The organism is Marinococcus sp. PL1-022, assembly GCF_033845285.1.
Lineage (GTDB): Bacteria > Bacillota > Bacilli > Bacillales > Marinococcaceae > Marinococcus.
Map to the genome: position 1 here is coordinate 293874 of NZ_JAWXCX010000001.1, position 25124 is coordinate 318997.

Sequence of the window (25124 nt, forward strand, 5' to 3'; positions counted from 1 at the left end):
TAGAGAAGGAGTGGACATAATGACATTTAAACCATCATTTCCAGAAGGATTCCTGTGGGGCGGGGCTATCTCCGCCAACCAGGCTGAAGGGGCTTACAACCGAGGAGGAAAAGGACTTTCCACCGCAGACATTATCGAGCTGATTGAGCCCGAGGACCGGACATCAATGAAGCTCCCGTTTCCAGGAAGACAGGAAATTGAGCACGTTCTGGACACCGAAGAGGGGCGGACATTTCCGAAACGGTTCGGTATCGATTTCTATGACACTTACAGGGAAGACATTGCGCTTTTAAAGGAGCTCGGCTTTAAAACGTTCCGCATCTCGATTGGCTGGGCACGCATTTTCCCGACCGGTACAGAAACGGAGCCGAACGAAGAGGGACTGGCATTTTATGATAATGTGTTTGATGAAATGCACAAGCACGGCATCGAACCGCTTGTCACCCTGTCCCACTATGAAATTCCGCTTCACTTAGCGACGGAATACGGCGGCTTTTATGAAAGAGAAACGGTGGATCATTTTGCCCGTTATGCTGAAACCGTGTTTGAACGCTACAAAGGAAAGGTGAAATACTGGATTACATTTAACGAAATCAATTCGTTAACGATGGCCCCTTACGTTGGCGGCGGGCTGATCCCGGACGTTGTACCGGAAGGCCGGATGCTTGAAGCAACGTACCAGACCGCCCACCATCAGCTCGTGGCAAACGCAAAAGCGATTGAAGCTTGCCGGAGAATCAGTCCGGACGCCCGTATCGGCTGCATGGTGATCGGCATGATCAACTATCCGAACAGCCCGCATCCCGAGGACGTGCTCGCGGCTCATCAGGACATGCGTAATACGCTTTTCTTTACCGACGTCTTTACGAAGGGCGGCTACCCGAGCTACATGAACCGGGTGTTTGCAGAAAACGACATTCAGTTGAAAACGGAGCCCGGGGATGAAGAGCTGCTGCGAAACAATACAATCGATTTTCTGCCGTTCAGCTATTACATGTCTGCGGTATCCGCGCGTGAAGAGACTACAGGGGAGAAAGCGGGAGGCAATCTGCTGACGAACTTGAAGAACCCGTATCTTGAAGCATCGGACTGGGGCTGGCAAATTGATCCGGTCGGCCTCCGGACGCTGCTGAATCAGCTGTATGAGCGCTACGATACGCCAATGTTCATTGTGGAAAACGGTCTCGGAGCCTATGATAAGATGGAAAAGGACGGCTCCGTGCATGATCCGTACCGTATTGATTATTTAAAAAGCCACATCGAACAGATGAAGGAGGCCATTGGAGACGGCGTGGAGCTGATCGGCTACACCACCTGGGGGCCGATTGACCTTGTGAGCTTCTCTACGTCCGAAATGTCCAAGCGATACGGCTTTGTATATGTGGATCGGGACGATTACGGCCAGGGCTCCAACAAGCGCAGCAAAAAAGACAGCTTCTACTGGTACCAGAACGTGATTCAGACGAACGGGGAGGAGCTTTAAAAATAAGATATCATTCATTTGGCTAAAGCCGGGGCGGGCGCTCCGGCTTTAGTTTTTGCTGCTGGCATTGGCATTTTCGTTTAAGTGTGGGAAAGTAATGAAAAGTGGTTTGAAGCACCATTAAAACGTTCGGAAGGAGTGGAAAAGTGAAGACCCAATATATTTGCAGCGAGTGCGGAACGATTCACCCGATCACCCTGACTATTTGGAAATGTCCCTCATGCGGAGGCGTGCTGGATCTTTTAAAAGAAACGCCCTCCGTGAATCCGGAGGTGTGGAAGGGCTATCCGTTTTCCATCTGGCGGTATGCGGAATCGATGGCTTTTCCGGCGGAGACACGGCCATGGGAGGCCGTGTCCATGGGAGAAGGCCAAACTCCGTTGGTTCCGTTATTTCCGGGGAGTTCTGAGGTCTACGTTAAAGTGGATTACATGATGCCGACGTTATCGTTTAAAGACCGCGGCGCGGCGGCATTGATAACAAAAGCAAACGAGCTGGGCGCAGAGAAAGTAATCGCGGACAGCAGCGGCAACGCCGGCACCGCTATAGCCGCCTTTGCCGCCCGGGCAAATATCGAATGCGACGTATACGTCAGCGCGAAGACGTCACCGAAAAAGGTAGATCAAATTCAGGCCCACGGAGCCGGAATTCAAAAAATCCTTGGGACCCGGGAAGAGGTAGCTGCAGCCGCCCAGCGCGCAGTCGAACAGGAGCAGGTGTTTTATGCAAGTCATGTGTATAACCCGTATTTTTTTGAAGGTACCAAATCATATGCGTATGAAATATATGAACAGCTCGGGCGTGCGCCTGAAACCGTGATTGTCCCAGTAGGAAACGGTACACTTCTGCTAGGAGTTTACTACGGTTTTCAGGAGCTGCTCGTTAATAATCTGATCAGCCATATGCCGAAAATCGCAGCAGTGCAGGCTGCCAACTGTGCCCCGCTCGCCCAGGCATATGAAATGGGAGCTGAAATAGCAGAAGCAGCGCCTGCGGAACCAACACTTGCAGAAGGAAGCGCGATCGCCGCTCCGGCGCGCTCAGCCCAAATTCTAAAGGCTGTTCGTCAAACCAACGGCACGTTTATCCGGATTGCGGAAGAAGAAATATTGAGCGCGAGGGAGGCCCTGGCCGGCAGAGGATTTTATGTAGAAATTACTTCAGCCATTAACTACGCAGGCTGGCTGCAATACCACCGCAAAGAAAACGAAACCGTGGTTATTCCTCTCTGCGGAGCAGGGATTAAATCTTCGTAGCAGGATTCAGAGTTTATGCTGAATATTTCTGTAGACAGAAAACTTCATGGAAGATAAACAAACGAGTGTTACCCAATGGGGAGTCTGGGGTTATCTACTTCAGAATATAAAGCATCGAGAACCTAAAGAACCAGCAGAAGATTAATTTCTGCTGGTTCTTGTCTTTAAATAGATCGTTTCTTTTGGAATAGCCATAAACCACTTCCAAAGGCAAGTAACGTTCCTAAAAATATATATAGAATAGTATTTGTGGAAGTATCAGGAAGTTCACCTCCACCTTCTTCTTCCGATTCAGTATGTTCTTTTTCTTCTGCCGGCATTTCATCCTGATTTATTTTTTCATCAAAGTGGGCTTTTTGGATAAGCGCATGAATGCCTTTTGTCTTGTCTACTACTTGAGAAACTTCATAATCTGTTGCAGCACTTAAATAAGCGTAAGCCTTTGCTCTATCCATTCCAAGTTCTTCAGATAGAAAATCGATAGACTCTCTTGTGGATTCTTTCATGGCTTCATCCAAATCTTCATCCAGTCCAATAGGAATCCAATAATCATCTGTTTCTCCAAATGGTTGGTCAAATGCGTCATTTTCTCCAGGAATGCTCTCTTCGCCATCTTCTAACACAGTTAATCGAAAGGTGCCTCTAAGGGACCCTTCAAGCGCAGTTAAAGCTACTTCTCCGTCTCCTTGGGCAAAGTGAGGGTCTCCAGTATAAAACATAGCTCCCGCCACTTCTACAGGGAGATAAAGGGTGGAGCCGACCCCGAGTTCATTGATATCGATATTACCACCCGTTTCACTTGGGGGGAACAGAGTTTACATACTCATCGGTATCTGAAGCAACTCCCATTAAGCCCATAAATGGGTCGATAGGAAAATATACGTCTTCGCCTGGACTCTCTGCCATCCACTCGCCATTTCTTTGTTCTATTGGGGTGAATGTTGATACGTTATTATACAGTTCAGGGTTTTCCGCGCTGGCTCCTTCCTGTGGGCCTTCATTCTCCGGAAACTCGTCTGGGAACGCTCCTTTATAATGACGATTGGAAATGACTCCGTAAGGCACTCTAGGTGTTAATGACATAACTTCTACTTTTAATACGTCGCCCGGTTGGGCTCCTTCTACTTCGACTGGTCCGGTCACCACGTGAGGTACATGATCTTCAAAGTCGTGTTCGATATTTGAACCGGTTATCTCCTTGGCTTCTTCGAGCACCTGATCTTCCTCAATACCATGCTGGCTGAAATATTCTACTGGGTCTCTTCCCTGGTCTTCGAGCAGCCCTTCATGAGAAACAGTATCAAAAGTGACAGTTTCGCCTGATTGAATACTTTCGACTGCCTGGCTTTCACGGTTAGGCAAATCTCCCCATTGAATATTGTCTACTGAAGAAGGCACATAATATTCACCTTCTGCTTCTTCAGCGTCAATTTCATTTAATGGGAAGTCTGGTGTCTCCTCAGCATGTGCAGTTGTTCCAAAGGCAGGCATGGCAGCTAAAATTCCTGTGGTAGTCAAAACCCCTAGTTTTCTTTTTACATTCCCCAACTAATTTCCCCCCCTAAAGCAATATAGCCATTACTTTATAAAAAAATAATAGTGAAGGGATTTTTTGTAAGATAATGTACGCAAGATTTTACGTATTTGGTAACTTATTATGTAGAATATTATTAAAAAATTGAGTATTAACATTGCTTTGAATCTAAATAAAAAGGCGCCCACAGTGGTGGACGCTATTAACAAATTATAAGTTTGATTTATAAACGTTTCCTTCTTTCATAACGAATATAATATTTTTTTCGTTTTCTAATGAGCGAATGTCTTCCAAAGGATTTTTATCAACAATTACGAGGTCAGCCCATTTCCCTTCTTCCACTGTGCCGGTATATGCTCCCCAGCCAAGACACTCAGCGGCGGTTTTTGTTGTAGCAATAATGGCATCCATAGGAGACATGCCAATATCACACATTAATCCTAATTCGCGCAAATTCGTCCCGTGCTTCATAACGCCTGCATCTGTGCCCATGGCTATGGTTACTCCAGCTTCATAAGCTCTTTTAATACTTTCTCTGTGATGTTCAATAACTTCTCGTGATTTTTCCATCGCATATTCACTCATATTACCTTCATTTTCCCCATCCTCTAAAACAGCTACCGGTGCCAGCAGTGTCGGGACCAGGTAGGTGCCATTCTTAATCATTAGTTCGATGGCTTCGTCATCTAAGAAAATTCCATGCTCTATGGAATGAATACCTGCTCTAATAGCATTTTTAATTCCCTCACTTCCTTGCGCATGAGCCATAACCTTTTTACCTTTACGGAATCCGGCTTCTTCCACCATTACTTCCAGTTCTTCCTGGGTGAATTGAGTGAATTCCGGGTGATCAGTAGGACTGGTTACACCCCCGGTAGCATGTACTTTAATAATGTCTGCTCCAGTCCGCAGCATTTTCCGTACCGTTTTTCTTACTTCTTCTTTTCCGTCACAAATACCATTTGGCATGCCTGGATGATCAACTCCGGTGAGATAGGCATCCACCCCTGATCTCATCCAATGATCGCCGTGGCCGCCGGTAATCGTAAGTGGATTAATGCTAATTTGCATTCTTGGCCCCTTAACGAGTTCATCGTTAACAGCCTGCTTTAATCCTGCGTCTGCAAAACCCGCATCCCTTACCGAGGTGATGCCTGTTTGAATGGTTCTCTCTAAATAATGTACACTTTCATAAAAGCGATATGAGAAAGGGGTGGTGAGCGTTTTTTGCATGCTTTTCATTTCAAGCATCATATGTACGTGAGTGTCTATAAACCCGGGCAGTACATACTTTCCTTCTGCATCAATTATTGAAGCATTATCCGCTGCTTTTAATTCTGCGTCTGGACCAATAGCACGAATTTTGTCATCCTGTATTAACACTGAGGTATTTGTACTCGGCTCATTACTTTTTCCATCAATTAATGTGCCATTTTTGATTAACGTATTTTCCATTTTCATTCATCCTTTCGATTAATTGAGTGTTCCTACTAAAATGCTTGCGATAATAATAGAGCCAATGCTGACTGAGGTGAAACCGCCTATCAGCATAGGAGCCACAAGCTCATCCATGATTCTTTTTCGTTCATTTTCCGTGCGTCCAACACTCCTGCTTACTTCTTCTACGATCAAGTAGTCTCCAGGAAATCCATACATTGCAGTTAGTGCTACTGGAATTGATTTAGTTGGATGCCATCCGAGCCACTTACCGCCAAGCCAACCCCCTAATGTAAGTCCCGCTGTACCTAGGATCATAATTACTAATGCAGGGACCAAAGATGCGATAATTTGTTCAAAAGTAATACCTACTAAGCTTCCAATAACGACAAATATTAATGCGATCATAGTAATACCTGAACTATTAGCTTTATCCAGGGCATGATCCGGATAAATTCGGAGGGCCGCTCCAGCAATACCAATCAAAAGACCCCAAATGCTACTATTGATGAACCCTGTGATACTGCCAAGAAAAGTGGCGAGAGAACCACCGATTAGTAAAAGAAATAATAGAAAAAAACTGCTTTGCATTAATCTGTCGGGGAAGAGTAATGACGATGCGGTTTGTTCTTCGTGCTGAACGGTAGCTGCTGTTTCCGTATCTGTTGGGTTTTCACCTCGAATCAATAAAGCATATTTTCTTAATAAGATAGCCGTCAAAGGCATGCCTACAAGGTTTTGGAGGGCAAAAATAACGACAGGTATAGCTGCTAAAGAGGTCAGTCCTGCCTCAGAAAGCCCGTCGCGAGTAATAATATAAGCAAAAATACCTCCAGAAATCGGTCCAGCGCCTGCTACTGCACTATTATAGTCAAATAGGAAAGAGACGATCAGCAAAATGATACTGACTGAAATAGCCACTCCTACTAAAGCAGTCAATACCGCTTTATACTGCTTAAACAGGACTTTTAGAGGGATCATTGTGCCTAAATGCACTAAAAGTACTGGAACCAGCATGCTTCCAAAAGCAGTGAAAACGGAAGATTCCACTAAGCTCTCAGGAATAATACCAGTTTGAAATAATACGAGCATACCGAAGACCACGACCAAAAGCGTTGGAACTTTTGCTCTAGTGGAAATCGAGCACAACTCTCCCAATGCTATGATAGCAACGATGATAAGTGCGGCGTAAATTGGTTCCACTCATTTCCCTCCTTATTTCAGCCCAACAAAATTTTCTCAGTATTTTTAGAGAATTGAAACTAGAATAGCAAAAAATTCATATTAAAAGAAGGAAAAAGCAAAATATTCAAATATCTTTATTGGTAAAAAGGGTTTTAGGAAATAGAAACTCACCTCCGGCTAGAACGCTATAACTTCGCACAGGAGGTGAGTTTTCTTATCCTTTATCTAATTCTCATTGCAAGCCGGATAAATATATCAGCCGTCATTCCTTGGGAGCGGATAAAATCCGTTGTAGAGCTGCTGCCATAGCGGCTCTGGAACGTGGTATTTCGTCGGCTCGTTTGGATCAAAGGTGGCATTGATCTCGTGCTCGCGCCCCTCCTGGATTTTTCGCACAAATTGATAATCGAGCAGCAATTCCCGTCCGAGGCAGACCAATTCCGTGCCCGTCTCCAGAGCACTCAGGGCATCATCTGCCGTAAAAATGGAGCCGATACCGACTAATGGAGCACGACCGTCAATCCAGTCATGGATCAGTTGGATCCGTTTCTTCCCATAATATGGGCCTTCCCGGGTTTCGGAATGAATGTCCATCAGGGACACATGGAAATAATCCAGCGGCTGATCGGCCAGCTGATCAATCAATTCTTTCGTTAATTCCATCGTAATTCCCGGAGATTCGGCTTCTTCCGGGGAGAAGCGGTATCCTACAATAAAATTGTCGCCGCCGTGTTCTCTGGCTGAGGCGGTTACCTCGTCCACAACGGCTAGTGGAAACTTGAATGGATCGGCCCATTCGTCGTCCCGGCGATTATAATACGGGGAGACAAACTGCTGAATGAGATAGTGGTTGGCACCGTGGATTTCCACGCCGTCAAAGCCTGCCTGGGCTGCACGTCTCGTCGCTTCGCCGAACGCCTGAATCGTTTCTTCGATCTCTTCTTTTGTGATTGGGCGGGCCTGATGCTTTTGAGGCTCGCCAAAGCTTGCCAGCTCAATTGTACTTGGCGCCGCCACATCGCCGTCGGGAGTCAATTTAGGCAGAGACTGGGCCCCGCCGTGATGAATCTGGGCGACGGCTTTTGCACCGTTCTTTTTCATGACAGCAGCTTGCTGGCGCAGGCCTTCGATATCCGAGTCTCTGGCGATCGACGGCTGTCCGGGGAATGCTTTCCCTAAAGCTGTTACATTGCTTGCTGCTGTAATAGCAAGGCCGACATCCTCCGACCGTTTTTCAATATAAGGAAGCTCGCGGTCGGAAATGGTGCCATCCTCGTTGGAGGACACGTGGGTTAACGGCGCTAATACAAAGCGGTTTCTTAGTGTAATTCCATTCGGTAATGTTAATGGTTGAAATAATGGGGTATATTTTTCGTTCATTGCTTAAGCCCTCCTTCTGCCAAAATACTATAGCACGAGCCAAAAGAAGTTCGCGAAAAAGTTGCTTATCATGTTCATCATCTTTCACATATGAACACTTTGTGTCCATTCATGTGAATATATTCACAAAAGCAATAAATGTGATATATTAAAGATAAGAAATATGTGAATACATTCACAAGAGGAGGGTTCACAATGATTATTCGTTTTTTGAAGGAATCGACGATTGCGACGGTACTGTTTCTGATGGCTCGCCTGTACTTAGGCTGGACGTGGCTCACTTCGGGGTTTGGTAAAATAACAGAGGGCTTTAATCCAGGCGGGTTCCTGCAGGGGGCGGTTGCTGAACCGGTCATGCAGGGCGGAGGAACAATGCCAGCTTACCCCTGGTACATTGCCTTCCTGGAAAATGTCGCTATTCCGAACGCCGGACTGTTTGGCTTTCTCGTCATGTGGGGTGAAGTACTGGTAGGTGCCGGCTTAATCGTTGGCTTGTTTACAACCACTGCCGCCTTCTTCGGCGGTACGATGAACATGGCATTTCTGCTGGCGGGTACAGTGTCGACTAACCCGGTCATGCTTATTCTTGCCATCCTTATCCTGGTTGGAAAAGGTAATGCCGGTAAAATCGGTCTCGACCGCTTTGCTCCAGCTTTGAAAGAAAAAATTGGACGCAGGCCCAAAGAGCAACAAACGCCAAAAGCCGCATAGCAGTAAATAAAAAGCCCCTGCCGGGGGGCTTTTTTTCCTGTGCGAATATGTAATAATATCGAAATAATACGGAGAAACGTTTATGAAACAGCAGCAGTGGAATGATAGGTGTTAGCAGTGTTAAAGCAAAAATTATTTAATGATGTTTGATAGATAGCTGTGTTTGGAAGGGAGGCTGCATTCATGGAATTTATTATAGGTATTCTGCTGCTCGTCGTATTCGTTTTCCTGGCTATTCGTATGGCGGGATGTTTCTTTAAGTTTATCCTGCCGGTGGCCATTGTACTTTTGATCGCTTACTTTATTTACAACGCCATACAGGGCGGATGACATTAAGTAAACGAAAATCCCGCTTTTCAGTACCTACTGAAAAGCGGGATTTTTTTATGCTTCGTTTTCGTCTTTGTTCACTTGGCCACTCAGATAATTGTTAATAGCGTGGACAGGTCACAAGAGAGAAAAAAGAAACCAAAAGGTCTGGGCAAAACAGGTGAAAAACAGAATTAAAAAATAAATCAGAAAATTATTGTGTTAGATAAGCTTACATAAAAGTTGTTTTCTGCCCGAATGTTGCTTAGACTACAAATCAACAGCAAAAACAGTATATAGGTTTCCGCCAGCTGGAAACGCCAATGCTTTCTAGGGTTCCGCTTCTTGAAAAAGAAGGGCAGGTCCGAGAGAAAGCGGTACAGGCATTATTGTCTGTATACACGGAGGGACAAAAGCCCGGGAGAGTGAAAACTCTTCCGGGCTTTTTATTTATTTTCAGGTGCTTATATTACTAAGGGAGGCTTCATGATGGAAAAGATAATTGAAGCAGGAAGCAAATGGTCGAATGTGGTGGCAAAGGGAAAAGCAGTCCGGTTTACCGCGCTCGAGGATGGGGCCAATATTTCACTTCTGCTGTACAACGCTAAAAATACGACAGACCGTTATAATATGCCCGATTCATTAAAAGCGCAGCACACATCGAAATTTACGAAGGGAAACATTCTGATGACCGACAATGGCCGTGCCATGGCAAGCATCATTGAAGACAGCTTAGGATGGCATGATCCTATCGGCGGCTATTCGACCAGAGCAGGAACCGACAGCCGGTACGGTGAAACAACATTTCAAAAGCTGTTGAACGAGTACTACCGGAGCGGTGAAGAAAACTTCGTCAAGGAGCTGATGCGCCACGGCTTAACGAAAAGAGACCTGGTGCCAAACATCAATTTGTTTTCAAAGATCTATGCCGATGAAGCCGGCAGCATGCATTTTGACCCGGAGCATGCCAAAGCGGGAGACACGGTGACGCTCCGTCTGGAAATGGACAGCTTAATGATCCTCTCCAATACGCCAAATCCACAGGATCCGGCAGCAGACTTTCCATCAGTGCCGGTGAAAATGGAAGTATTTGATGTAAAGGAAGCAGACGAGAACGACTATTGTGTTAACTATCATCCGGAAAACAGACGGGCGTTCGAAAATACATGGGAATATCATTCATTATTAGTATGAAGGGGAGTTTAACATGAATATGCTCGCAAAGGTACAAAGTGAAAGAACCGCGGAAACGGCCGTATATGAACAGCTGATTCCGGCAGGTGAAGGATGGATCAGGGAGCTGCAGCCCGGCCAGGTGTTCCGGATTGAAGATGTGGAGGGAAACGAAGCAGCTGACACGCTCTTTTTTGATACGGAGCACCCGGAGGATCATTACAGTGCGATTAACACCATCAACGCACAGAACAATATTTATTTAACTACTGGTTCAGTGCTGAAAGCCGAATCCGGAAAGGATCTGCTTGAAATCACGGCCGATACGGTCGGGCGGCACGACACGCTCGGAGGAGCCTGCTCATCTCAAAGCAATACGGTCCGCTACGCCCATGACCGGGAGCCGATGCACAATTGCCGTGACACATTTATGTATCAGCTGGCCAAATATGGTCATGATTACAGCAAGCGTGACATTGCGCCGAATATTAACTTTTTCATGAATGTGCCGGTCACGCCGGAGGGCGGCCTGGATTTTGATGACGGAATTTCGGGACCCGGTTATTACGTGGAAATGACCGCCAAATGTGCAGTCACCGCGCTCATAAGCAACTGCCCGCAGCTGAATAATCCGTGCAGCGGTTTTAATCCAACGCCGCTTCGTGTACTCATCTGGGATAAATAAATAGACCATTAAAAGGAGAGAGACTGAATGTTTCAAAAGGTACTCATTGCAAACCGTGGAGCGATTGCTGTCAGAATTGAAAGAACATTAAAAAAATTAAATATTCCGTCTGTAGCTGTGTACACGAAGGCGGATCGCGACAGTCTGCACGTGGCACACGCCGATGAAGCAGTAAACATCGGTGAAGGGGCTCCGCAGGAAAGCTACCTGAATGAAAAAAAGATTCTGGAAACAGCGATTGAAACAGGAGCGGACGCGATTCATCCCGGGTACGGCTTTCTGAGTGAAAATGCTGATTTTGCACGCGAATGTGCGAAGCAGAACATTACGTTTATCGGACCGGAGCCGGAGCAGATGGAGCTGTTCGGGCTGAAGCACACAGCCCGTGCCGCTGCGAAAGAAGCGGGTGTTCCTCTGCTTCCGGGCACAGATCTTTTGGATAGCCGGGAAGAAGCGGCGGCGCAGGCAGCGGACATCGGCTATCCGGTCATTTTAAAAAGTACGGCTGGCGGAGGCGGCATCGGCATGCGGATCTGTGAAAATGAAGCGTCGCTGCTCGATTCGTATGAAGGCGTCAAGCACCTGGCGGAGGCAAACTTTAACGATGGCGGCATGTTTCTGGAAAAATACATTCCAAGCGCCCGTCACATTGAAGTTCAGATCTTTGGCAATCAAAGCGGGGAAGTTGTCGCTTTAGGGGAGCGGGACTGCTCGCTGCAGCGGAGAAATCAAAAAGTGGTGGAAGAAACCCCTGCACCGAATATTACAGAAGAAACAAGAAAAGCGATGTGGCAGGCCGCCGAGCGTCTGGCGGAAACGTCAGGGTACAGAAGCGCCGGCACGGTCGAATTCTTATACGATCCAGACGAACGCGAATTTTACTTTTTGGAAGTGAACACGCGGCTTCAGGTAGAGCACGGAGTGACAGAGGAAGTGCTCGGCATTGACCTGGTGGAATGGATGGTAAAAGAAGCAGCCGGCAGCTGGGATAATCTTGCGGCGAAGGTGCCTGCATCATCAGGGCACAGTATTCAGGCCCGGGTGTACGCCGAGGACTGCGGCCGTGATTTCCGCCCGAGCGCAGGCCATATCGACCACGTGCTGCTGTCGGAGCAGGCGAGAAATGAAACGTGGATCCAAAACGGTGTAGAGACAACGACGCTGTACGACCCGATGCTGGCCAAGATCATCGTTCATGCCGAAAGCCGGGAGACTGCGCTTGATAAGCTGTATGAGGCGCTTGAAGAAACCCGTTTTTACGGAGTCACCACAAACCGTCAGTACGTCCGCGGGCTCCTGCAGGAGCCCCGTGTACGGGAAGGGCGAGTGTTCACCCGCCTGCTGAATGATTTCGACCCGGCGGAAAAAGCACTGGAGGTGCTGGACGGGGGGGTTCAGACGACTGTGCAGGACGTTCCGGGAAGAACCGGTCACTGGGATGTCGGCGTTCCGCCCTGCGGACCAATGGACCCTTTCGCTTTCAGGCTTGGCAATGCACTGTTGAATAATTCGGAAGACGCGAGCGGCCTGGAGCTGACCCTGCAGGGAGGGTCCTATGTTTTCCGGGATGATCTCACGTTCTGTGTTACCGGCGGTGACATGGGCGCCACTCTTGAAGGTGAAGCCGTTGCCTTATATGAAACGGTGGAGGCGAAAAAAGGCCAGACACTGACGTTTGGAAAAACAACCGAAGGCATGAGAACCTACCTGCTGGTTGAAGGGGGATTTGATAAACCGAAGGTGCTTGGAAGTTCCTCTACGTTCACCCTTGGGGAGTTTGGCGGACATGCTGGACGAGCCCTGCGCCCGGGAGATGTCCTTGGCGTCCGGGGCAGTACGGACAGCCAGAAGCAGCAGTCGCTTGCTGCGGACGCGCGTCCGGAATTAAAAAGGGAGTGGACGATCGGTATGATCCCCGGCCCGCACTGCACGCAGGAATTTCTGCAGCCGGAATATTTGCAGCAGCTGGCAGAAGCAGAATGGGAAGTGCACTTTAACAGCTCCCGGACCGGGGTGCGCCTGATTGGCCCTGCACCGGTCTGGACCCGCGAAGACGGGGGAGAAGCGGGCCTGCACCCGTCCAATATTCATGATAATGCCTACGCGGTTGGAACGCTTGATTTAACAGGAGACATGCCAATTCTGCTCGGTCCGGACGGCCCAAGCCTGGGAGGCTTCGTCTGCCCGGTGACAACTGCTTCTGCGGAGTTTTGGAAAATCGGCCAGCTGCAGCCTGGAGACAAGGTGCATTTTCAGCTGCTGACGATTGAGGAAGCTAATGATCTCCGTCAAACGCAGGAGCGGCTGATCGAATACGTAAGAGCAGGACGGACGGCAGAAGCAGTTACGCTGCCAAAGGAAAATGACGTTCTGGATCCAGAATACCCGTTGCTCGTCAATGAACGGGAGGGCCGCCGGTTTCCTATCACCGTCCGCATGAGCGGGGATGAGTATCTGCTGGTGGAATACGGCGAAATGGAGCTGGATTTGAAGCTTCGTTTTCAGGTACAGGTGCTTATGGAGGCGATCGAAAAAGAAGGTGTGCTTCCGGTTATTGAAATGACGCCGGGTGTACGCTCCCTGCAGATTCACATTGATCCGCTGCAGATGACAGTCCAGAAGGCCTCCGAGCATGTGCTTCGCATTGACGAGGATCTTCCGCCGCTGGAGTCGATACAGGTGCCTTCACGGATTGTAAAGCTTCCGCTCTCATGGAATGACCCGTCTGTACAGCTTGCCACAGAACGCTATCAGCAGAATGTGCGGCCGGATGCTCCGTGGTGTCCGGATAATCTGGAATTTATCCGGCGCATTAACGGTCTCGAAAGCATTGAAGACGTAAAGCAGATAGTATTCGACGCAAATTATCTGGTGCTTGGCCTTGGCGATGTGTACCTCGGAGCGCCGCTTGCCACACCGACAGATCCAAGACACCGGCTCGTTACGACCAAATACAACCCGGCACGGACATGGACGCCGGAGAACGCTGTGGGCATAGGCGGAGCATATATGTGCGTGTACGGCATGGAAGGGCCGGGCGGCTATCAGTTTGTCGGCCGGACGATCCAGATGTGGAACCGGCTGCAGGCAACGGAAAGCTTTGAGCCCGGAAAACCGTGGCTGCTCCGCTTTTTCGACCAGATTCAGTATTACCCGGTTTCGCATGAAGAACTGACGGACCTGCGGGAAGACTTCCTGCGCGGCCGGTTTGAAGCAGATATTACAGAGACCACCTTCGATCTGGGCGAATACCTGGCATTTCAGGAGTCGATTCAGGAAAGTGCTGCAGCGTTTAAAGAAAATCAGCAGGCAGCCTTTCAGGCAGAGCGTGAACGCTGGAAAGAGCAGGGCATTGCAGAGCATGTAGAGGATGACAGCGGAAATGCAGAAGCACCTGAAGAAGAGCTGCCAGCAGATGAGACAGCGGTCCGCTGCTCAATGCCGGGAAGTGTATGGAAGGTCGAAGTGACGGAAGGACAATACGTGAACAAAGGCGACGTGCTGGTCATTGAGGAAAGCATGAAAATGGAATTTCCGCAGCAGTCTCCCGAAGCGGGATATGTGGCTTCCATACATGTAGAGCCCGGAGATGAGGTGCAGGCAGGTCAGTTAATCGTCGGCCTGCGTGCAGAAAAAGAAAGCGGGGTGTCGGTTACATGACAGAGCATTTGACGGTGCAGGAGCTGTTAGCGGCTTATCGAAGCAAAAGTGCAGACCCCGGGGAAGTGGTGGACAGCATTCTCGAAAGGGCCGGGAAATATAAGCACAAAAACATTTGGATTCTCCCTCCTTCCAGGGAGCGGATCCAGCCGTATATTGACCGGCTGGCCGCATTTTCGCCGGAGGAGCTGCCGCTGTGGGGCATACCATTTGCTGTGAAGGATAATATCGACGTAGCGGGATGGCCGACGACGGCTGGGTGCGAAGCCTACACCTATACTCCGGACAAGCACGCCTCCGTAGTGGAGCGTCTCGTCGACGCCGGCGCCATTCCGGTTGGGAAAACGAATCTGGATCAGTTTGCGACAGGGCTCGTCGGCACACGGAGTCCCTACGGAGAAACGCATAACGGCCAGAAGGATGAATTGATCAGCGGCGGGTCAAGTGCAGGCTCTGCCGTAGCGGTAGCGTGCGGTCTGGCTGCCTTTTCCCTAGGTACAGATACGGCAGGCTCCGGGCGGGTTCCGGCTGCGCTGCATGGGATGATCGGGTGGAAATCATCCCTTGGCGCCTGGCCGATCGCCGGCGTCGTGCCGGCATGTGAAAGCCTGGACTGTGTGACGGTATTCGCCTGGGAGATAAATGATATTCCCCTTGTGGATCAGGCTGCCCGGGGTGTCGACCTGAATGATCCCTGGTCGAAGCCGTTTGGGGGTTTAAAGAAGCAAAAACCGAAAAAATGGCTGCTGCCGGAAGAAGAACCGGAATTTTACGGGCCATATGAAGAGGACTACCGGCAGGCATGGAAAAAAACAGTCAAGCAGCTTGAAGAAGGGCCGGAGGAGGTGTCCTATGTGGATACCTCCATACTAAGTGAAGCAGCAGTAGTACTGTACGATGGCCCCTGGATTGCTGAACGATGGGCGGCACTTGGCACATTTGTAGAAAAGCACCGCGGCGACGTATTCCCGGTAACCGAAAAAGTACTTTCCAAAGGAGAGGGCAGGGCATATGGGGCAGCAGAGCTGTTCGAGGCGAGGCACCGGCTGCAGGAAATTAAGCACCACACCGGGCAGTGGCTTGAAAATAATGTGCTTGTACTTCCGACATGTGGAGGAACGTGGACAAGAGAACAGGTCCAAAAAGACCCGGTACAGACAAACAGCGACATGGGCAAATATACGAATCACTGCAATCTGCTTGATATGAGCGCGATCGCCCTGCCTGCCGGAGAAGCAGCACCGGAAATCCCATTTGGCGTAACGCTGTTCAGTCGTTCAGATGCAGAAAATCTGCTGATGGGGGCGGCGGAAAGCTGGCAGCAGACAGAGCTTTCTCTGCCGGAAGAACCAGCCGAAAAGCTGATTGCCGTATGCGGGCTTCACATGAGAGGTTTTCCACTTGAAAAACAGATGACCGAACGCCGTGCTGAATTCGTGGAAGAAGCGTCCACGGCCCCGGAATATAAACTGATACGCCTGAACAGCGAACCGGCCAAGCCCGGCTTAATAAGGGAAGAGGCGGGAGAAGAAATTGACGTTGAACTGTGGCGGATGCCAATCGAAGAGATAGGGAAATTTGCTGCAAAGATTCCTGCTCCGTTAGGCATCGGCACGGTCAGGCTGAACGATGGACGCGACGTTATGGGCTTTATTTGCGAAAGCAGTGCCAAAGGAGAAGACATCAGCTCCTTCAAAGGATGGAAAAACGCAGAGGCGGCCAAATCATCGATGTAAAAAGCCAATTAGGTAAAATGTTTCGCAGGGAGGAGCATGAAAATGAAGAACATAGCTGACGAGGATTTGGACCATATGGAAAAGAATCCTGGAGACACAGCACCGCTCGAGGGAAAGGAACTGGATAAACAGAAAATCAGCCGGGGGCAGCTGAGAAAAGGATTGATCAAATCATTTCTGCTGACCTCCATTGCTGTAATTGTTTTCTTTGTTCCGGTAGTAGTGGACGGGGAGACTGATGTCGTATTCGGCTACTTGTATAACTTTCTTTTGAACCTTTCTGTGCCTTTCAGCTTGTGGCTGTTCACGGTTATGGTACTCGCCAATGCCGTAACGAGCATTTACGTGAAGCTCTTTCCAGAGCGCAGCGGACGGCTGTTGGATTACTACGGGGGCGACACAGGTGTGCATATTTTCTTCTACGTACTGGGAGCAGTCTTTATGTCAGTGTACGCTCTTCACGACAGCTTTGCCGGATTCACCGGCCCGGAATGGATGGTGGGACCGGATACAGGCGGAACAATTATCCCTTCGATTGTGCTTACCGTTGGCTGGATCATTCCACTGGCGGCTGTGTTTATGCCGCTGCTGTTAAATTACGGAGCGCTTGATTTTATCGGCTCGATACTGGAGCCGGTCATGCGTCCGCTGTTTAAGGTGCCTGGTAAAAGCACGATAGACGCTATTTCTTCTTTTGTCAGTTCGTCTTCTGTGGCTATTTTAATTACAAGCAGTCTGTACCGGATGAATGTTTATACAAAGCGCGAGGCAATAGCGATTGCTACAAGCTTCAGTGCAGTCAGTGTCGGATTTGCAGTGCTTGTCATTAACACAGCAGAGTTAAGCCAGGATTTTCTGCAGGTATACTTTTCCGGTATGCTGATTGCGTTTATTATTTCCTTCTTTATGATCCGGATTCCGCCCCTGTCGAAGCAGCCCGACGTTTATTTTGACGGACGGGAGCAGACAGAGGAAGAGAGACAGGGCGAGGCGAAGTTTGAGTTTGGCATTATTCCGCGCGGCTTTCAGCGTGCGGCCAAAAGAGCTGAAGCAGCCAGACCGCTTGGCTCGGAAATGAAGGCGAGTGTGGCGGGAGCACTTGGTGTGCTTCCGCGGGTGGTGGCAATGCTTGCTTCCATCGGCATTACCGGTTTGATTGTCGCTCAGTATACTCCCTTGTTTAACTGGCTGGGCATGCCGTTTATCCCGCTTTTAAATATTCTCGGTGTGCCTAACGCGGCGATGATCGCACCATCGATCCCCGTAGGTATTGCCGAAATGTTTCTGCCGGTACTATTAATCGCAGGAGATTTAGCGGCACTTGAAACGGGAGCAATTTATTTTGTAACGACGCTCTCATTGGTACAGATCGTATTCTTCTCTGAATCGATTGTCGTCATTAAAGCAACGAGGATGCCGGTAAAGCTCTGGGAACTGGTGGTCTGCTTTTTTCAGCGCACCTTAATCGCCATTCCCATTATTGCTTTGTTTATGCATATGATGTACTGATTATAAAAAAGACGCCTTTAGCGGGCGTCTTTTTTATGCACCTATATTATTGAAAAATAGCGGTGTACTGAAAGTTGAGCCGTTCGTAATTCTGCATGCGGTACATGTCGCGGGGAGTGTCCTCCTGATCCGCCACAAGAAAGATTGCTTTACCTGGGAATAGATTCATGGCAAACTGCTGCAGGGCGTGGCCAATGCCTTTTCGTTGCAGCTCATCGTGCACAAACAGGTTATCCATTTCGACGGCATGGTCGCCGGCAATCAGTTCCACGAAGCCGGCCGGACGGCCGTGGTAGTAGGCGATCAGCTGGATAAACGAAGCATCATGAAACTGCTGCTCGAGCATGTGTTGCTTTTGGGCGGCGTACGCTTCGCCGAGAGGGAGATCCTGCTCAAGCTGCATAGCGAGAAATGCGGGCAGGTTTTCAACATCGACAAGCTGGATATCGCATCCTTCAGGGGCAGCTTTTCGCGGAAAGTCCTCAGGCCGGATGGCATACAGCTCCATAATGCTTACATCATAGAGGGCGCTGTGCAGATACTGATTTAACGCCTGCGATAACTCTGTATTTGGAGGGAAATGGAATTTTAAATGCTTTAAGCCCCGGGTACTGTGAAAGTCGCGCAGGTAGGCTTCGATCTCCTGAAAGTAATCAGGCGCCGGTATCTGTTTAAATGAAATAAAATTGCTGTCGAAGTGATCCTTCCATTTTTCGGAATGGTAGTGACGGTAATTGCGGTGGTCTTCGATGAGCGTCCCAGGGGTATGCACGTGGTGAAACGTAATAGGAAGCACGGGTATCAGGCCTTTCAATCTTATAATAAAGACAAATATTATTTTGAGGGAGTTGTCACGATAATAATTGTACTTTTGTCTTTTTCAAAATTCCAGTCGATAAAGATGTCCTCCACCTTTGCCCCTAACAGCTCGGTGAAGAGATCTTCTTCCATAAATAATTCTTTTTCGAGCTCGCGCTTGGCAATTTTTAAGACATTATCGTAACCAAGAGCAATCAGCCGCTTCTCGATAGGGACAAGGATACCGGTCCGGACAATCAGCGTCGTCCGGTTGTTCACCTGGACTGAGGAAACGTCGTCGGGCACGCGTTCAGCTTTGTTGCTTGTTTCCCTGATCACCTGCTCAAGCTTTTGTTTGTTTGGATATTCTTTTTCGATTGGTTCGGAGTTCTCACCAGCTTTTTGATAGGATTCGGGCTTTAACCCGATAATGACACCGGAGCGGCGTTCCATGTTCCAGTCGTAAAACAGCTCGTTTAATTCGATGCCGGTCGTGCTCTCCACATAGCGCTTCACTTCGGGAATAATTGTTTTCATCATGCTTTCCCGGAGTTCATGCACGGCTTCGGGGCCCTTGTCTTCAAGCAGATGCTCTTCGATCGAAGACATGAATTCGCGCAGGAAAATGATGGCGTGTGTCTCTCCGAGAGTCACATAGGCGGCCTGAGGCCCTCTGCCGAAAGAGTCCCGGAGCAGCCGGCCGACGTAGCTTGCGATGTCCTTTTGTTTTGTTTGAATATCCATCACTGGAATTCTCCTTTATTGTTAAATTTTTATAATATATATCATAAAAAAGGTGGATATTTCATTATTTATATGATAATTTTAATATATTAATAATATGACTGTTGGAAGCACAGCCAACGGTTTGTGACGTTTCCCGTAAACGAAAGCAGTAATGTAAAAATATCTGTACCAACGGCCGCATGAGAAAAGACGGAGCGCTTTTTCTTCACAGCCAGTATCAAGAGCTTTCTTGGTGCTGGCTTTTTATTTCACTAACTTCTGGAGGAGAGGGAAAATATGGAGCTTCGGTACGCGTATTGGTGCAATAGAAAATTAAGTGAAGTCATTGTCGGGTGGGAAACAGACCTGGATTATTTAAAGAAAAAAGGATACATGATTTATCTCTGCTGTGACAATGCCGAACTGTACAATGCCGTGAAAAGCTACTGGATGCAGGAGTGGATCATTACCGTAGTATCTGAATTACCCGAATTTTCCGAACTTCTCCATCATGAATACGCACGGGAAAATATGCGTGTGTAATGCATTATTGCACCCAGTCACTATAACATAGAAAGGGGAAAGAAAATATGCGGGGCTGTCAGAGCTTGGAAAGGAGGCGGTTGAGGCTGCAGAAATGCTTTCGGATCACGGCTTCGAGCGAGCGGTTATACAGGCTCGCTGCCGGATGATACAGAGGGAAAATCAGATAATGCTCCCGGCTCCATATGTACCCTTCCCCTGAAGCGCTCACCTGCCTGACAGATGAAGTAAATTGTTTGCCGGCAACATCCGGCATAGGTGGAAAATAGCCCAAAAGCCGCCAGTAAGGGGTGCGCCCCATGGGACAGATAATTTTAGGCGCAGCCGAGCGGATCTCCCAATCCAGAAGCGGTGCATGAGCCATAATTTCCTTTTGGTTCGGTGTCCGGTTGTATTTGCGCGGGACACCTGATGGCGTGTGGCTCCAGCGGTACGGACGACTTTTGACCGTTCGGGTAACGTAGATGTCTTCCACCGGATATGGAAGAAGCTCCAGATAGGAAAGAAACTGCCTGCCGGCACGTCCGTCGTACGGGCCGCCGCCTGTAATTTCTGTTTCCCCCGGCGCTTCGCCGATCATCATAATCAAAGGATCGGGCGGATTTGGCCCGTCGAGAAAGCTCTCACACTGATGGCCTTCCATTCTTTTTTTCGCCTCTTTCACTGCGGTTTTTGGAAGCACATGTATCCTCTCCTGCGTATGTCCTGACTTTTCTATACCCGGGCGCGAAATATTCTATACTTGTGATAGGATAGATAAAGGAGGTGGGGCGTGTGCAGCAGAAGCACATTATGTGGTTTGACATTATTTTTTACGTCGTCTTTCCAATCTTCATCTGGAACATGGCGCGGGACTATACAGGTGATTATATAGCGATGCTTATATCCTCGGTACCGGGGATAATATATACAGTATATCGCTTCGTACTGCTGAAAAAGGTAAATACGTTCGGGATTTATATGATTGCTACCCTGATCATCGGCACTGTTCTCGATCTTATTGCCGGCGGCGGATTACAGCTTTTGTGGAATAATATTTACTACGATTTTGTTATGGGTGCCTTTTTTATTTTAACCGTCATTTTTATGCGGCCGATCTGGCTCTTTTTCACCGTCGATTTTATGGAGCTGCAGGGCGGAGACCGTAAGCAGCTGAAAAAGCAGTTTTACGTACGCAAATACTTATGGGTATTTCAGGCGATTACGCTTTTTTTCGCTCTCCGGGAATTTATTCTCGCGTTCGTTAAAATCTGGCTTGTGCAGAGCTACGGTGTGGAAGCCTTCGATGAAGGGATTATTCTGCGGCAGGTGCTTTCGTGGACCATGAGCTTTATTGCCGTTGTCGGGTTTATCTTTATTGCCAAGTGGCTGCATGAAGACGGCATCGATGCCGGGGAAATCACAAACACCGGCCAGAATCGCGAAAACGAAGAGAAGGACAACGAAGCAAAGGACGAAGCGCCGGAAAACGAGCGGGAAAAAACATCTGATCAAAGAACGTAAAAGCAGCCGCGAATGGCTGCTTTTTTAGTTTGTCAGGCGTGAAGCACCGACGGATGGAAACGGGTGGAAATGATCGCCGGAAATCGGTAAAATAGCAGGGAGATCTTTGGTTATTACAGAAAGCGGGCTGCATACATATGGATGAGTTTTCATTATCGATTTTATTGTTTTTGATTGTGATCGGTTTTCTCGCTGCGTTTGTCGATGCGGTAGTTGGCGGGGGCGGGCTGATTGCCATGCCGGCGCTTCTTTTTACCGGCATGTCACCGCAGACGGCGCTTGGTACGAATAAGCTCGCGGGCACCATGGGCTCCGGCACGAGCATGATTTCCTTTCTCCGGCACGGGCAGATTAATAAACGTCTTGTGTTTACGCTTTTTCCCCTGGCGTTTGTGGGGTCGGTCCTCGGCGTCATCGTCGTGCAGCGGATCCCGCCGGATATTCTGGAGCCGATCATTTTAATTTTGCTTGTCGTCGTAACAATTTATACGCTTGCGAACAAAAATCTGGGCACCCTGTCCACCTTTCAGAGCATAACCCGGAAGGTGTGGCTCGTCGGCGCACTTATCGCTGTAGTCCTCGGATTTTACGACGGCTTTCTTGGGCCTGGGACGGGCTCATTTTTGCTGTTTGCCTTTATTTTTCTCGGTTTTAACTTTGTCGAAGCTGCCGGAAACGCCAAAGTGCTGAATTTTGCAAGTAACATTGGCGGACTGCTTGCGTTTATCTGGTTTGATTCGATACATTACGCGTACGGTCTGCCAATGGGGATCGCTATGATTGCTGGCGCATACGTCGGGGCAAATGTTGCCATTAAAAAAGGCTCGGCCTACGTGAAGATGCTGTTTATCATCGTGACTATTGCTTTAATTGCCAAAAATGCCTGGGATTATTTAATGTAAAAAGTCTTCAAACGAAGGCTTTTTTATTTTCTTTTAAATTTTTTTTTAAAAAGTGATCCATTTGAAAGCTTTGTGCGTAAACTAAGTAGCTTCTAAACAAGAGCATCATAGCTGTGCTCTTTATCGCTCTCTGATTCTGAGAAATTATCTGTTCCATCCATCGGAACTTTGGCTTTTTGGAGCGGGAGGCAATGCTGTCATAAAAGCTGGATGAATGATTTTGGCAGCAGATTAAGACATCGATGGATATAAAGGAGAGCGATTGAGCAACCGGGGCCTCAATCGCTCTCCTTTTATTTATGGTTGCCCGACTACGGTTGGGTTTGCCCTGCATCTCCGGTACAATGGAAGATGCAGTGTGAACAAGTAGGAGGGAACCAATATGAAAATAGTTGTATTTGGTGCGACGGGCAATACCGGAAAACGTTTTGTTCGAAAAGCATTAAAAGAGGGCAGCGAGGTAGTGGTTTATGCCCGCCAGCCGGAAAAATTATTAATTGATAACGAAAATTTAACTGTTCATGAAGGAAAAATTACGAATTACCAGAACGTTTATGACTCCCTAAAGGGCGCTGACGCAGTGGTCAGCCTGCTCGGACGCAAGGAAGCGGCGAAGGGAACGCCTCTCAGTACAGGCATGTCCCACATCGTGAATGCGATGCAGGAGCGAAACATCAGCCGTCTCGTGGCAGTCACGAGCTCGGATGTAAAAATCCCGAAGGACGGCGCGTCCAAGCGATTCAGTCTGCTCACCGCGGGATGGAAAGTGGCGAAGTTTAAAGGCTCAAATGAAAATGCGAATGCCGCTGATATTATCCGACAGTCAAATCTGGACTGGACCCTGGTGCGGGTGCCAGTGCTTTCCGATAAGCCTTCCGGCGAAAACGCGCCCACCGTAGGCTATCCCGGCCGGCATGATCTGAAAAACACTCTCTACCGCCAGACGCTGGTGGATTTTCTGTACGAACAGCTTGAAACGAGTGACTTTTCCAGGGAAGCTCCTGTATTAAGCAACTAAATACGCTAAAAAGCAGGGCCGAAGTTTTTTCGGTCCTGCTTTTTTTATTCTGTATTATCCCTGCCATACATCTTTTGCGATGGCTACGACGTGCTCGAGCTTTTTCCACTGTTCGTCTTCAGTAAGAACGTTGCCTTCCTCTGTCGATGCGAATCCGCACTGCGGGCTCAGGCACAGCTGCTCAAGCGGAACATACTCAGAGGCTTCCATGATTCTTGCTTTCACGTCCTCCGCGTTTTCAAGCTCTCCGCTTTTGGAGGTGATCAGGCCGAGCACGACCTGCACGTCCTCGCGGTTAATGAAGCGGAGCGGCTGGAAATCACCGGCACGGTCGCTGTCATACTCGAGGAAAAAGCCGTCCACGTTGACGCTGCCAAACAAAATATCAGCTACCGGCTCATAGCCGCCGGAAGAGATCCACGTGGAACGGAAATTGCCCCGGCAGATGTGCATTGTAATCGTCATATCCTCCGGCTTGTAAGCAATGGCTTCATTGACCGCGCGTGCATGGCGTTCGACCAGGGAACGATGGTCGGTGCCCTCCTGGTTCATCCGCTCCACCTGTTCCTCGGAGCACAGGTATGCCCAAGATGTGTCGTCGAGCTGCAGGTAGCGGCATCCAGCATCATAAAACGCCTGAATTGCTTTTTGATACGCCTTCGCCAGGTCTTCGATCATGTCCCCCGGGCCGCTGTAAAGGTCGGTTTCAATCTCGCTTCGAAGGTGCAGCATATTCGGACTTGGGATCGTAAATTTTGCCTCGGTGCTCCCGGTGATCTGATGAAGGTACCGGAAATCCTCGAGCATCGGGTGCTTATCGCTGAAATCAATTTTCCCGGTCACTTTAATACCGCGGGCCTTCGTCTGCACGCCTTCAAACTGTATACCCGAGTCTTTATCGTAGGCCTCCACGCCAATTAAATCTTCAAGAAAGTCAAAGTGCCACCAGGCGCGGCGGAACTCTCCATCTGTGACAGCCTGAAGCCCTGTTTCTTTTTGCTTCTGAACGATGCGCTCGATTTCTTTATCCTCTACACGGCGCAGCTCGTCTGCGGAAATGGATTCATTCGCATAGTTTTCCCGTGCTTCTTTAATAGCGGCAGTACGCAAAAGGCTTCCTACCTGGTCTGCCCGGTAGGGAGCTTTTGTCCGCCAGGATGCTGATTGTGCCATACTCTCTCTCCTTTAAAAACCATTGATGAAATATCTTGAAGCTTATCAAAATTTTGAATAGAAGTAAATTGCTTCAGAGAGAAACGAGCCGTGAAATAATATATAAAAACAATAAAAATAAAAGAAACAGAGCGATGCTTCCAGCGATCAGCGAATAGAGGTAGCGTTTTTTATTTTTCTCTTCGGTGTAAACAATGAAATACCTCAGCCCTGCCACTGTGAGGCTGACAGGAAGAATTAGGACAAGAGGGTGGGTAATGTAGGCAAGAAGCTCGCTGGAGGTGAAAAAAAGCCGGATCATAAGCAGCACGGCGTAGACAGCCAGAACAGCGAGAGCATAATTAATATAGGTGTGGGCGCGTGTTGGCAAGCAAAAACATCCCTTTGACGTAATTTGTATCTA

General features: G+C 48.6%; 23 protein-coding genes and 1 riboswitch. Of the genes, 13 read left to right on the top strand and 10 right to left on the bottom strand.

Going from position 1 to position 25124, the window contains the following annotated elements:
- Window positions 1-16 precede the first annotated feature (16 nt).
- Both SIC45_RS01575 and SIC45_RS01580 read left to right on the top strand, forming a co-directional pair.
- Window positions 17-1483, top strand: coding sequence for a glycoside hydrolase family 1 protein (locus SIC45_RS01575; RefSeq protein WP_413645915.1), 1467 nt, complete (start codon window positions 17-19; stop codon window positions 1481-1483).
- Between the two features lie 146 nt (window positions 1484-1629).
- Window positions 1630-2739: a pyridoxal-phosphate dependent enzyme gene (locus SIC45_RS01580; RefSeq protein WP_319630832.1), complete on the top strand. Its 1110-nt coding sequence runs from the start codon at window positions 1630-1632 to the stop codon at window positions 2737-2739.
- 164 nt (window positions 2740-2903) lie between these two features.
- Here SIC45_RS01580 and SIC45_RS01585 read toward each other — a convergent pair whose 3' ends face one another.
- From SIC45_RS01585 to SIC45_RS01605, 5 genes are all read right to left on the bottom strand, one after another.
- Complete coding sequence (locus SIC45_RS01585) at window positions 2904-3551, bottom strand: acetamidase/formamidase family protein (RefSeq protein WP_319632909.1); 648 nt, start codon at window positions 3549-3551, stop codon at window positions 2904-2906.
- Entirely contained in the window at window positions 3535-4287 is a 753-nt protein-coding gene (locus SIC45_RS01590; RefSeq protein ID WP_319630833.1) for an acetamidase/formamidase family protein, read from the bottom strand. Before SIC45_RS01590 ends, SIC45_RS01585 begins: the two co-directional genes overlap by 17 nt.
- Before the next feature lie 196 nt (window positions 4288-4483).
- Complete coding sequence (locus SIC45_RS01595; RefSeq protein WP_319630834.1) at window positions 4484-5728, bottom strand: amidohydrolase family protein; 1245 nt, start codon at window positions 5726-5728, stop codon at window positions 4484-4486.
- An 18-nt stretch (window positions 5729-5746) separates the two neighbouring features.
- Entirely contained in the window at window positions 5747-6913 is a 1167-nt protein-coding gene (locus tag SIC45_RS01600; RefSeq protein ID WP_319630835.1) for a hypothetical protein, read from the bottom strand.
- 237 nt (window positions 6914-7150) lie between these two features.
- Entirely contained in the window at window positions 7151-8275 is a 1125-nt protein-coding gene (locus tag SIC45_RS01605) for an NADH-dependent flavin oxidoreductase (protein WP_319630836.1), read from the bottom strand.
- A gap of 195 nt (window positions 8276-8470) precedes the next feature.
- Between SIC45_RS01605 and SIC45_RS01610 the strand changes: the two genes are divergently transcribed.
- The 7 genes from SIC45_RS01610 to SIC45_RS01640 all read left to right on the top strand — a co-directional run bounded on the left by SIC45_RS01610 (window position 8471) and on the right by SIC45_RS01640 (window position 18058).
- Window positions 8471-8986: a DoxX family protein gene (locus SIC45_RS01610; RefSeq protein WP_319630837.1), complete on the top strand. Its 516-nt coding sequence runs from the start codon at window positions 8471-8473 to the stop codon at window positions 8984-8986.
- Window positions 8987-9169: 183 nt separating this feature from the next.
- Window positions 9170-9316 carry a hypothetical protein gene (locus tag SIC45_RS01615; protein WP_298784986.1) on the top strand — a complete coding sequence of 49 codons (147 nt, stop codon included), beginning with the start codon at window positions 9170-9172 and terminating at the stop codon, window positions 9314-9316.
- Between the two features lie 298 nt (window positions 9317-9614).
- Window positions 9615-9721, top strand: a riboswitch (guanidine-I (ykkC/yxkD leader).
- 63 nt (window positions 9722-9784) lie between these two features.
- A complete protein-coding gene (locus tag SIC45_RS01620) occupies window positions 9785-10489 on the top strand; it encodes an urea amidolyase associated protein UAAP1 (RefSeq protein WP_319630838.1) in 705 nt (234 codons plus the stop codon).
- A 19-nt stretch (window positions 10490-10508) separates the two neighbouring features.
- Window positions 10509-11153: an urea amidolyase associated protein UAAP2 gene (locus SIC45_RS01625; RefSeq protein ID WP_413645917.1), complete on the top strand. Its 645-nt coding sequence runs from the start codon at window positions 10509-10511 to the stop codon at window positions 11151-11153.
- A gap of 27 nt (window positions 11154-11180) precedes the next feature.
- Window positions 11181-14813 carry an urea carboxylase gene (uca, locus tag SIC45_RS01630; RefSeq protein WP_319630840.1) on the top strand — a complete coding sequence of 1211 codons (3633 nt, stop codon included), beginning with the start codon at window positions 11181-11183 and terminating at the stop codon, window positions 14811-14813.
- A complete protein-coding gene (atzF, locus tag SIC45_RS01635; protein WP_319630841.1) occupies window positions 14810-16549 on the top strand; it encodes an allophanate hydrolase in 1740 nt (579 codons plus the stop codon). The genes uca and atzF overlap by 4 nt, the downstream gene beginning before the upstream one ends.
- A gap of 42 nt (window positions 16550-16591) precedes the next feature.
- Entirely contained in the window at window positions 16592-18058 is a 1467-nt protein-coding gene (locus SIC45_RS01640; RefSeq protein ID WP_319630842.1) for a YjiH family protein, read from the top strand.
- A 46-nt stretch (window positions 18059-18104) separates the two neighbouring features.
- Here the strand turns inward: SIC45_RS01640 and SIC45_RS01645 are convergent, their stop codons facing one another.
- On the bottom strand, window positions 18105-18854 hold the full coding sequence (locus tag SIC45_RS01645; protein WP_319630843.1) for a GNAT family N-acetyltransferase: 750 nt from the start codon (window positions 18852-18854) through the stop codon (window positions 18105-18107).
- Between the two features lie 38 nt (window positions 18855-18892).
- On the bottom strand, window positions 18893-19600 hold the full coding sequence (locus SIC45_RS01650; protein WP_319630844.1) for a Na-translocating system protein MpsC family protein: 708 nt from the start codon (window positions 19598-19600) through the stop codon (window positions 18893-18895).
- A 279-nt stretch (window positions 19601-19879) separates the two neighbouring features.
- Between SIC45_RS01650 and SIC45_RS01655 the strand changes: the two genes are divergently transcribed.
- Window positions 19880-20125, top strand: coding sequence for a hypothetical protein (locus tag SIC45_RS01655; protein WP_319630845.1), 246 nt, complete (start codon window positions 19880-19882; stop codon window positions 20123-20125).
- Between the two features lie 58 nt (window positions 20126-20183).
- On the opposite strand, the gene SIC45_RS01660 is transcribed toward SIC45_RS01655, so the two are convergent.
- A complete protein-coding gene (locus SIC45_RS01660) occupies window positions 20184-20807 on the bottom strand; it encodes a uracil-DNA glycosylase (protein ID WP_319630846.1) in 624 nt (207 codons plus the stop codon).
- 92 nt (window positions 20808-20899) lie between these two features.
- Between SIC45_RS01660 and SIC45_RS01665 the strand changes: the two genes are divergently transcribed.
- The 3 genes from SIC45_RS01665 to SIC45_RS01675 all read left to right on the top strand — a co-directional run bounded on the left by SIC45_RS01665 (window position 20900) and on the right by SIC45_RS01675 (window position 23548).
- Window positions 20900-21628 (top strand): VC0807 family protein, encoded by a 729-nt coding sequence (locus SIC45_RS01665; protein ID WP_319630847.1) that lies wholly within the window; start codon window positions 20900-20902, stop codon window positions 21626-21628.
- Window positions 21629-21765: 137 nt separating this feature from the next.
- Window positions 21766-22530 carry a sulfite exporter TauE/SafE family protein gene (locus SIC45_RS01670; protein ID WP_298784999.1) on the top strand — a complete coding sequence of 255 codons (765 nt, stop codon included), beginning with the start codon at window positions 21766-21768 and terminating at the stop codon, window positions 22528-22530.
- A 382-nt stretch (window positions 22531-22912) separates the two neighbouring features.
- A complete protein-coding gene (locus SIC45_RS01675) occupies window positions 22913-23548 on the top strand; it encodes an NAD(P)-dependent oxidoreductase (RefSeq protein WP_319630848.1) in 636 nt (211 codons plus the stop codon).
- A gap of 54 nt (window positions 23549-23602) precedes the next feature.
- Here SIC45_RS01675 and SIC45_RS01680 read toward each other — a convergent pair whose 3' ends face one another.
- Window positions 23603-24721 (bottom strand): 5-methyltetrahydropteroyltriglutamate--homocysteine S-methyltransferase, encoded by a 1119-nt coding sequence (locus SIC45_RS01680; RefSeq protein WP_298785003.1) that lies wholly within the window; start codon window positions 24719-24721, stop codon window positions 23603-23605.
- Between the two features lie 73 nt (window positions 24722-24794).
- Window positions 24795-25091: a hypothetical protein gene (locus SIC45_RS01685; RefSeq protein WP_319630849.1), complete on the bottom strand. Its 297-nt coding sequence runs from the start codon at window positions 25089-25091 to the stop codon at window positions 24795-24797.
- Window positions 25092-25124: the final 33 nt, after the last annotated feature.

Excerpts from the sequence above, each read along its gene's own strand:
- SIC45_RS01595 (WP_319630834.1), bottom strand. The coding sequence starts at position 5,728 with ATGGAAAATACGTTAATCAAAAATGGCACATTAATTGATGGAAAAAGT.
- SIC45_RS01640 (WP_319630842.1), top strand. The coding sequence starts at position 16,592 with ATGAAGAACATAGCTGACGAGGATTTGGACCATATGGAAAAGAATCCT.
- SIC45_RS01680 (WP_298785003.1), bottom strand. The coding sequence starts at position 24,721 with ATGGCACAATCAGCATCCTGGCGGACAAAAGCTCCCTACCGGGCAGAC.
- SIC45_RS01650 (WP_319630844.1), bottom strand. The coding sequence starts at position 19,600 with ATGGATATTCAAACAAAACAAAAGGACATCGCAAGCTACGTCGGCCGG.
- uca (WP_319630840.1), top strand. The coding sequence starts at position 11,181 with ATGTTTCAAAAGGTACTCATTGCAAACCGTGGAGCGATTGCTGTCAGA.
- SIC45_RS01615 (WP_298784986.1), top strand. The coding sequence starts at position 9,170 with ATGGAATTTATTATAGGTATTCTGCTGCTCGTCGTATTCGTTTTCCTG.
- SIC45_RS01655 (WP_319630845.1), top strand. The coding sequence starts at position 19,880 with ATGGAGCTTCGGTACGCGTATTGGTGCAATAGAAAATTAAGTGAAGTC.
- SIC45_RS01675 (WP_319630848.1), top strand. The coding sequence starts at position 22,913 with ATGAAAATAGTTGTATTTGGTGCGACGGGCAATACCGGAAAACGTTTT.
- SIC45_RS01620 (WP_319630838.1), top strand. The coding sequence starts at position 9,785 with ATGGAAAAGATAATTGAAGCAGGAAGCAAATGGTCGAATGTGGTGGCA.
- atzF (WP_319630841.1), top strand. The coding sequence starts at position 14,810 with ATGACAGAGCATTTGACGGTGCAGGAGCTGTTAGCGGCTTATCGAAGC.
- SIC45_RS01670 (WP_298784999.1), top strand. The coding sequence starts at position 21,766 with ATGGATGAGTTTTCATTATCGATTTTATTGTTTTTGATTGTGATCGGT.
- SIC45_RS01605 (WP_319630836.1), bottom strand. The coding sequence starts at position 8,275 with ATGAACGAAAAATATACCCCATTATTTCAACCATTAACATTACCGAAT.
- SIC45_RS01625 (WP_413645917.1), top strand. The coding sequence starts at position 10,509 with ATGCTCGCAAAGGTACAAAGTGAAAGAACCGCGGAAACGGCCGTATAT.
- SIC45_RS01610 (WP_319630837.1), top strand. The coding sequence starts at position 8,471 with ATGATTATTCGTTTTTTGAAGGAATCGACGATTGCGACGGTACTGTTT.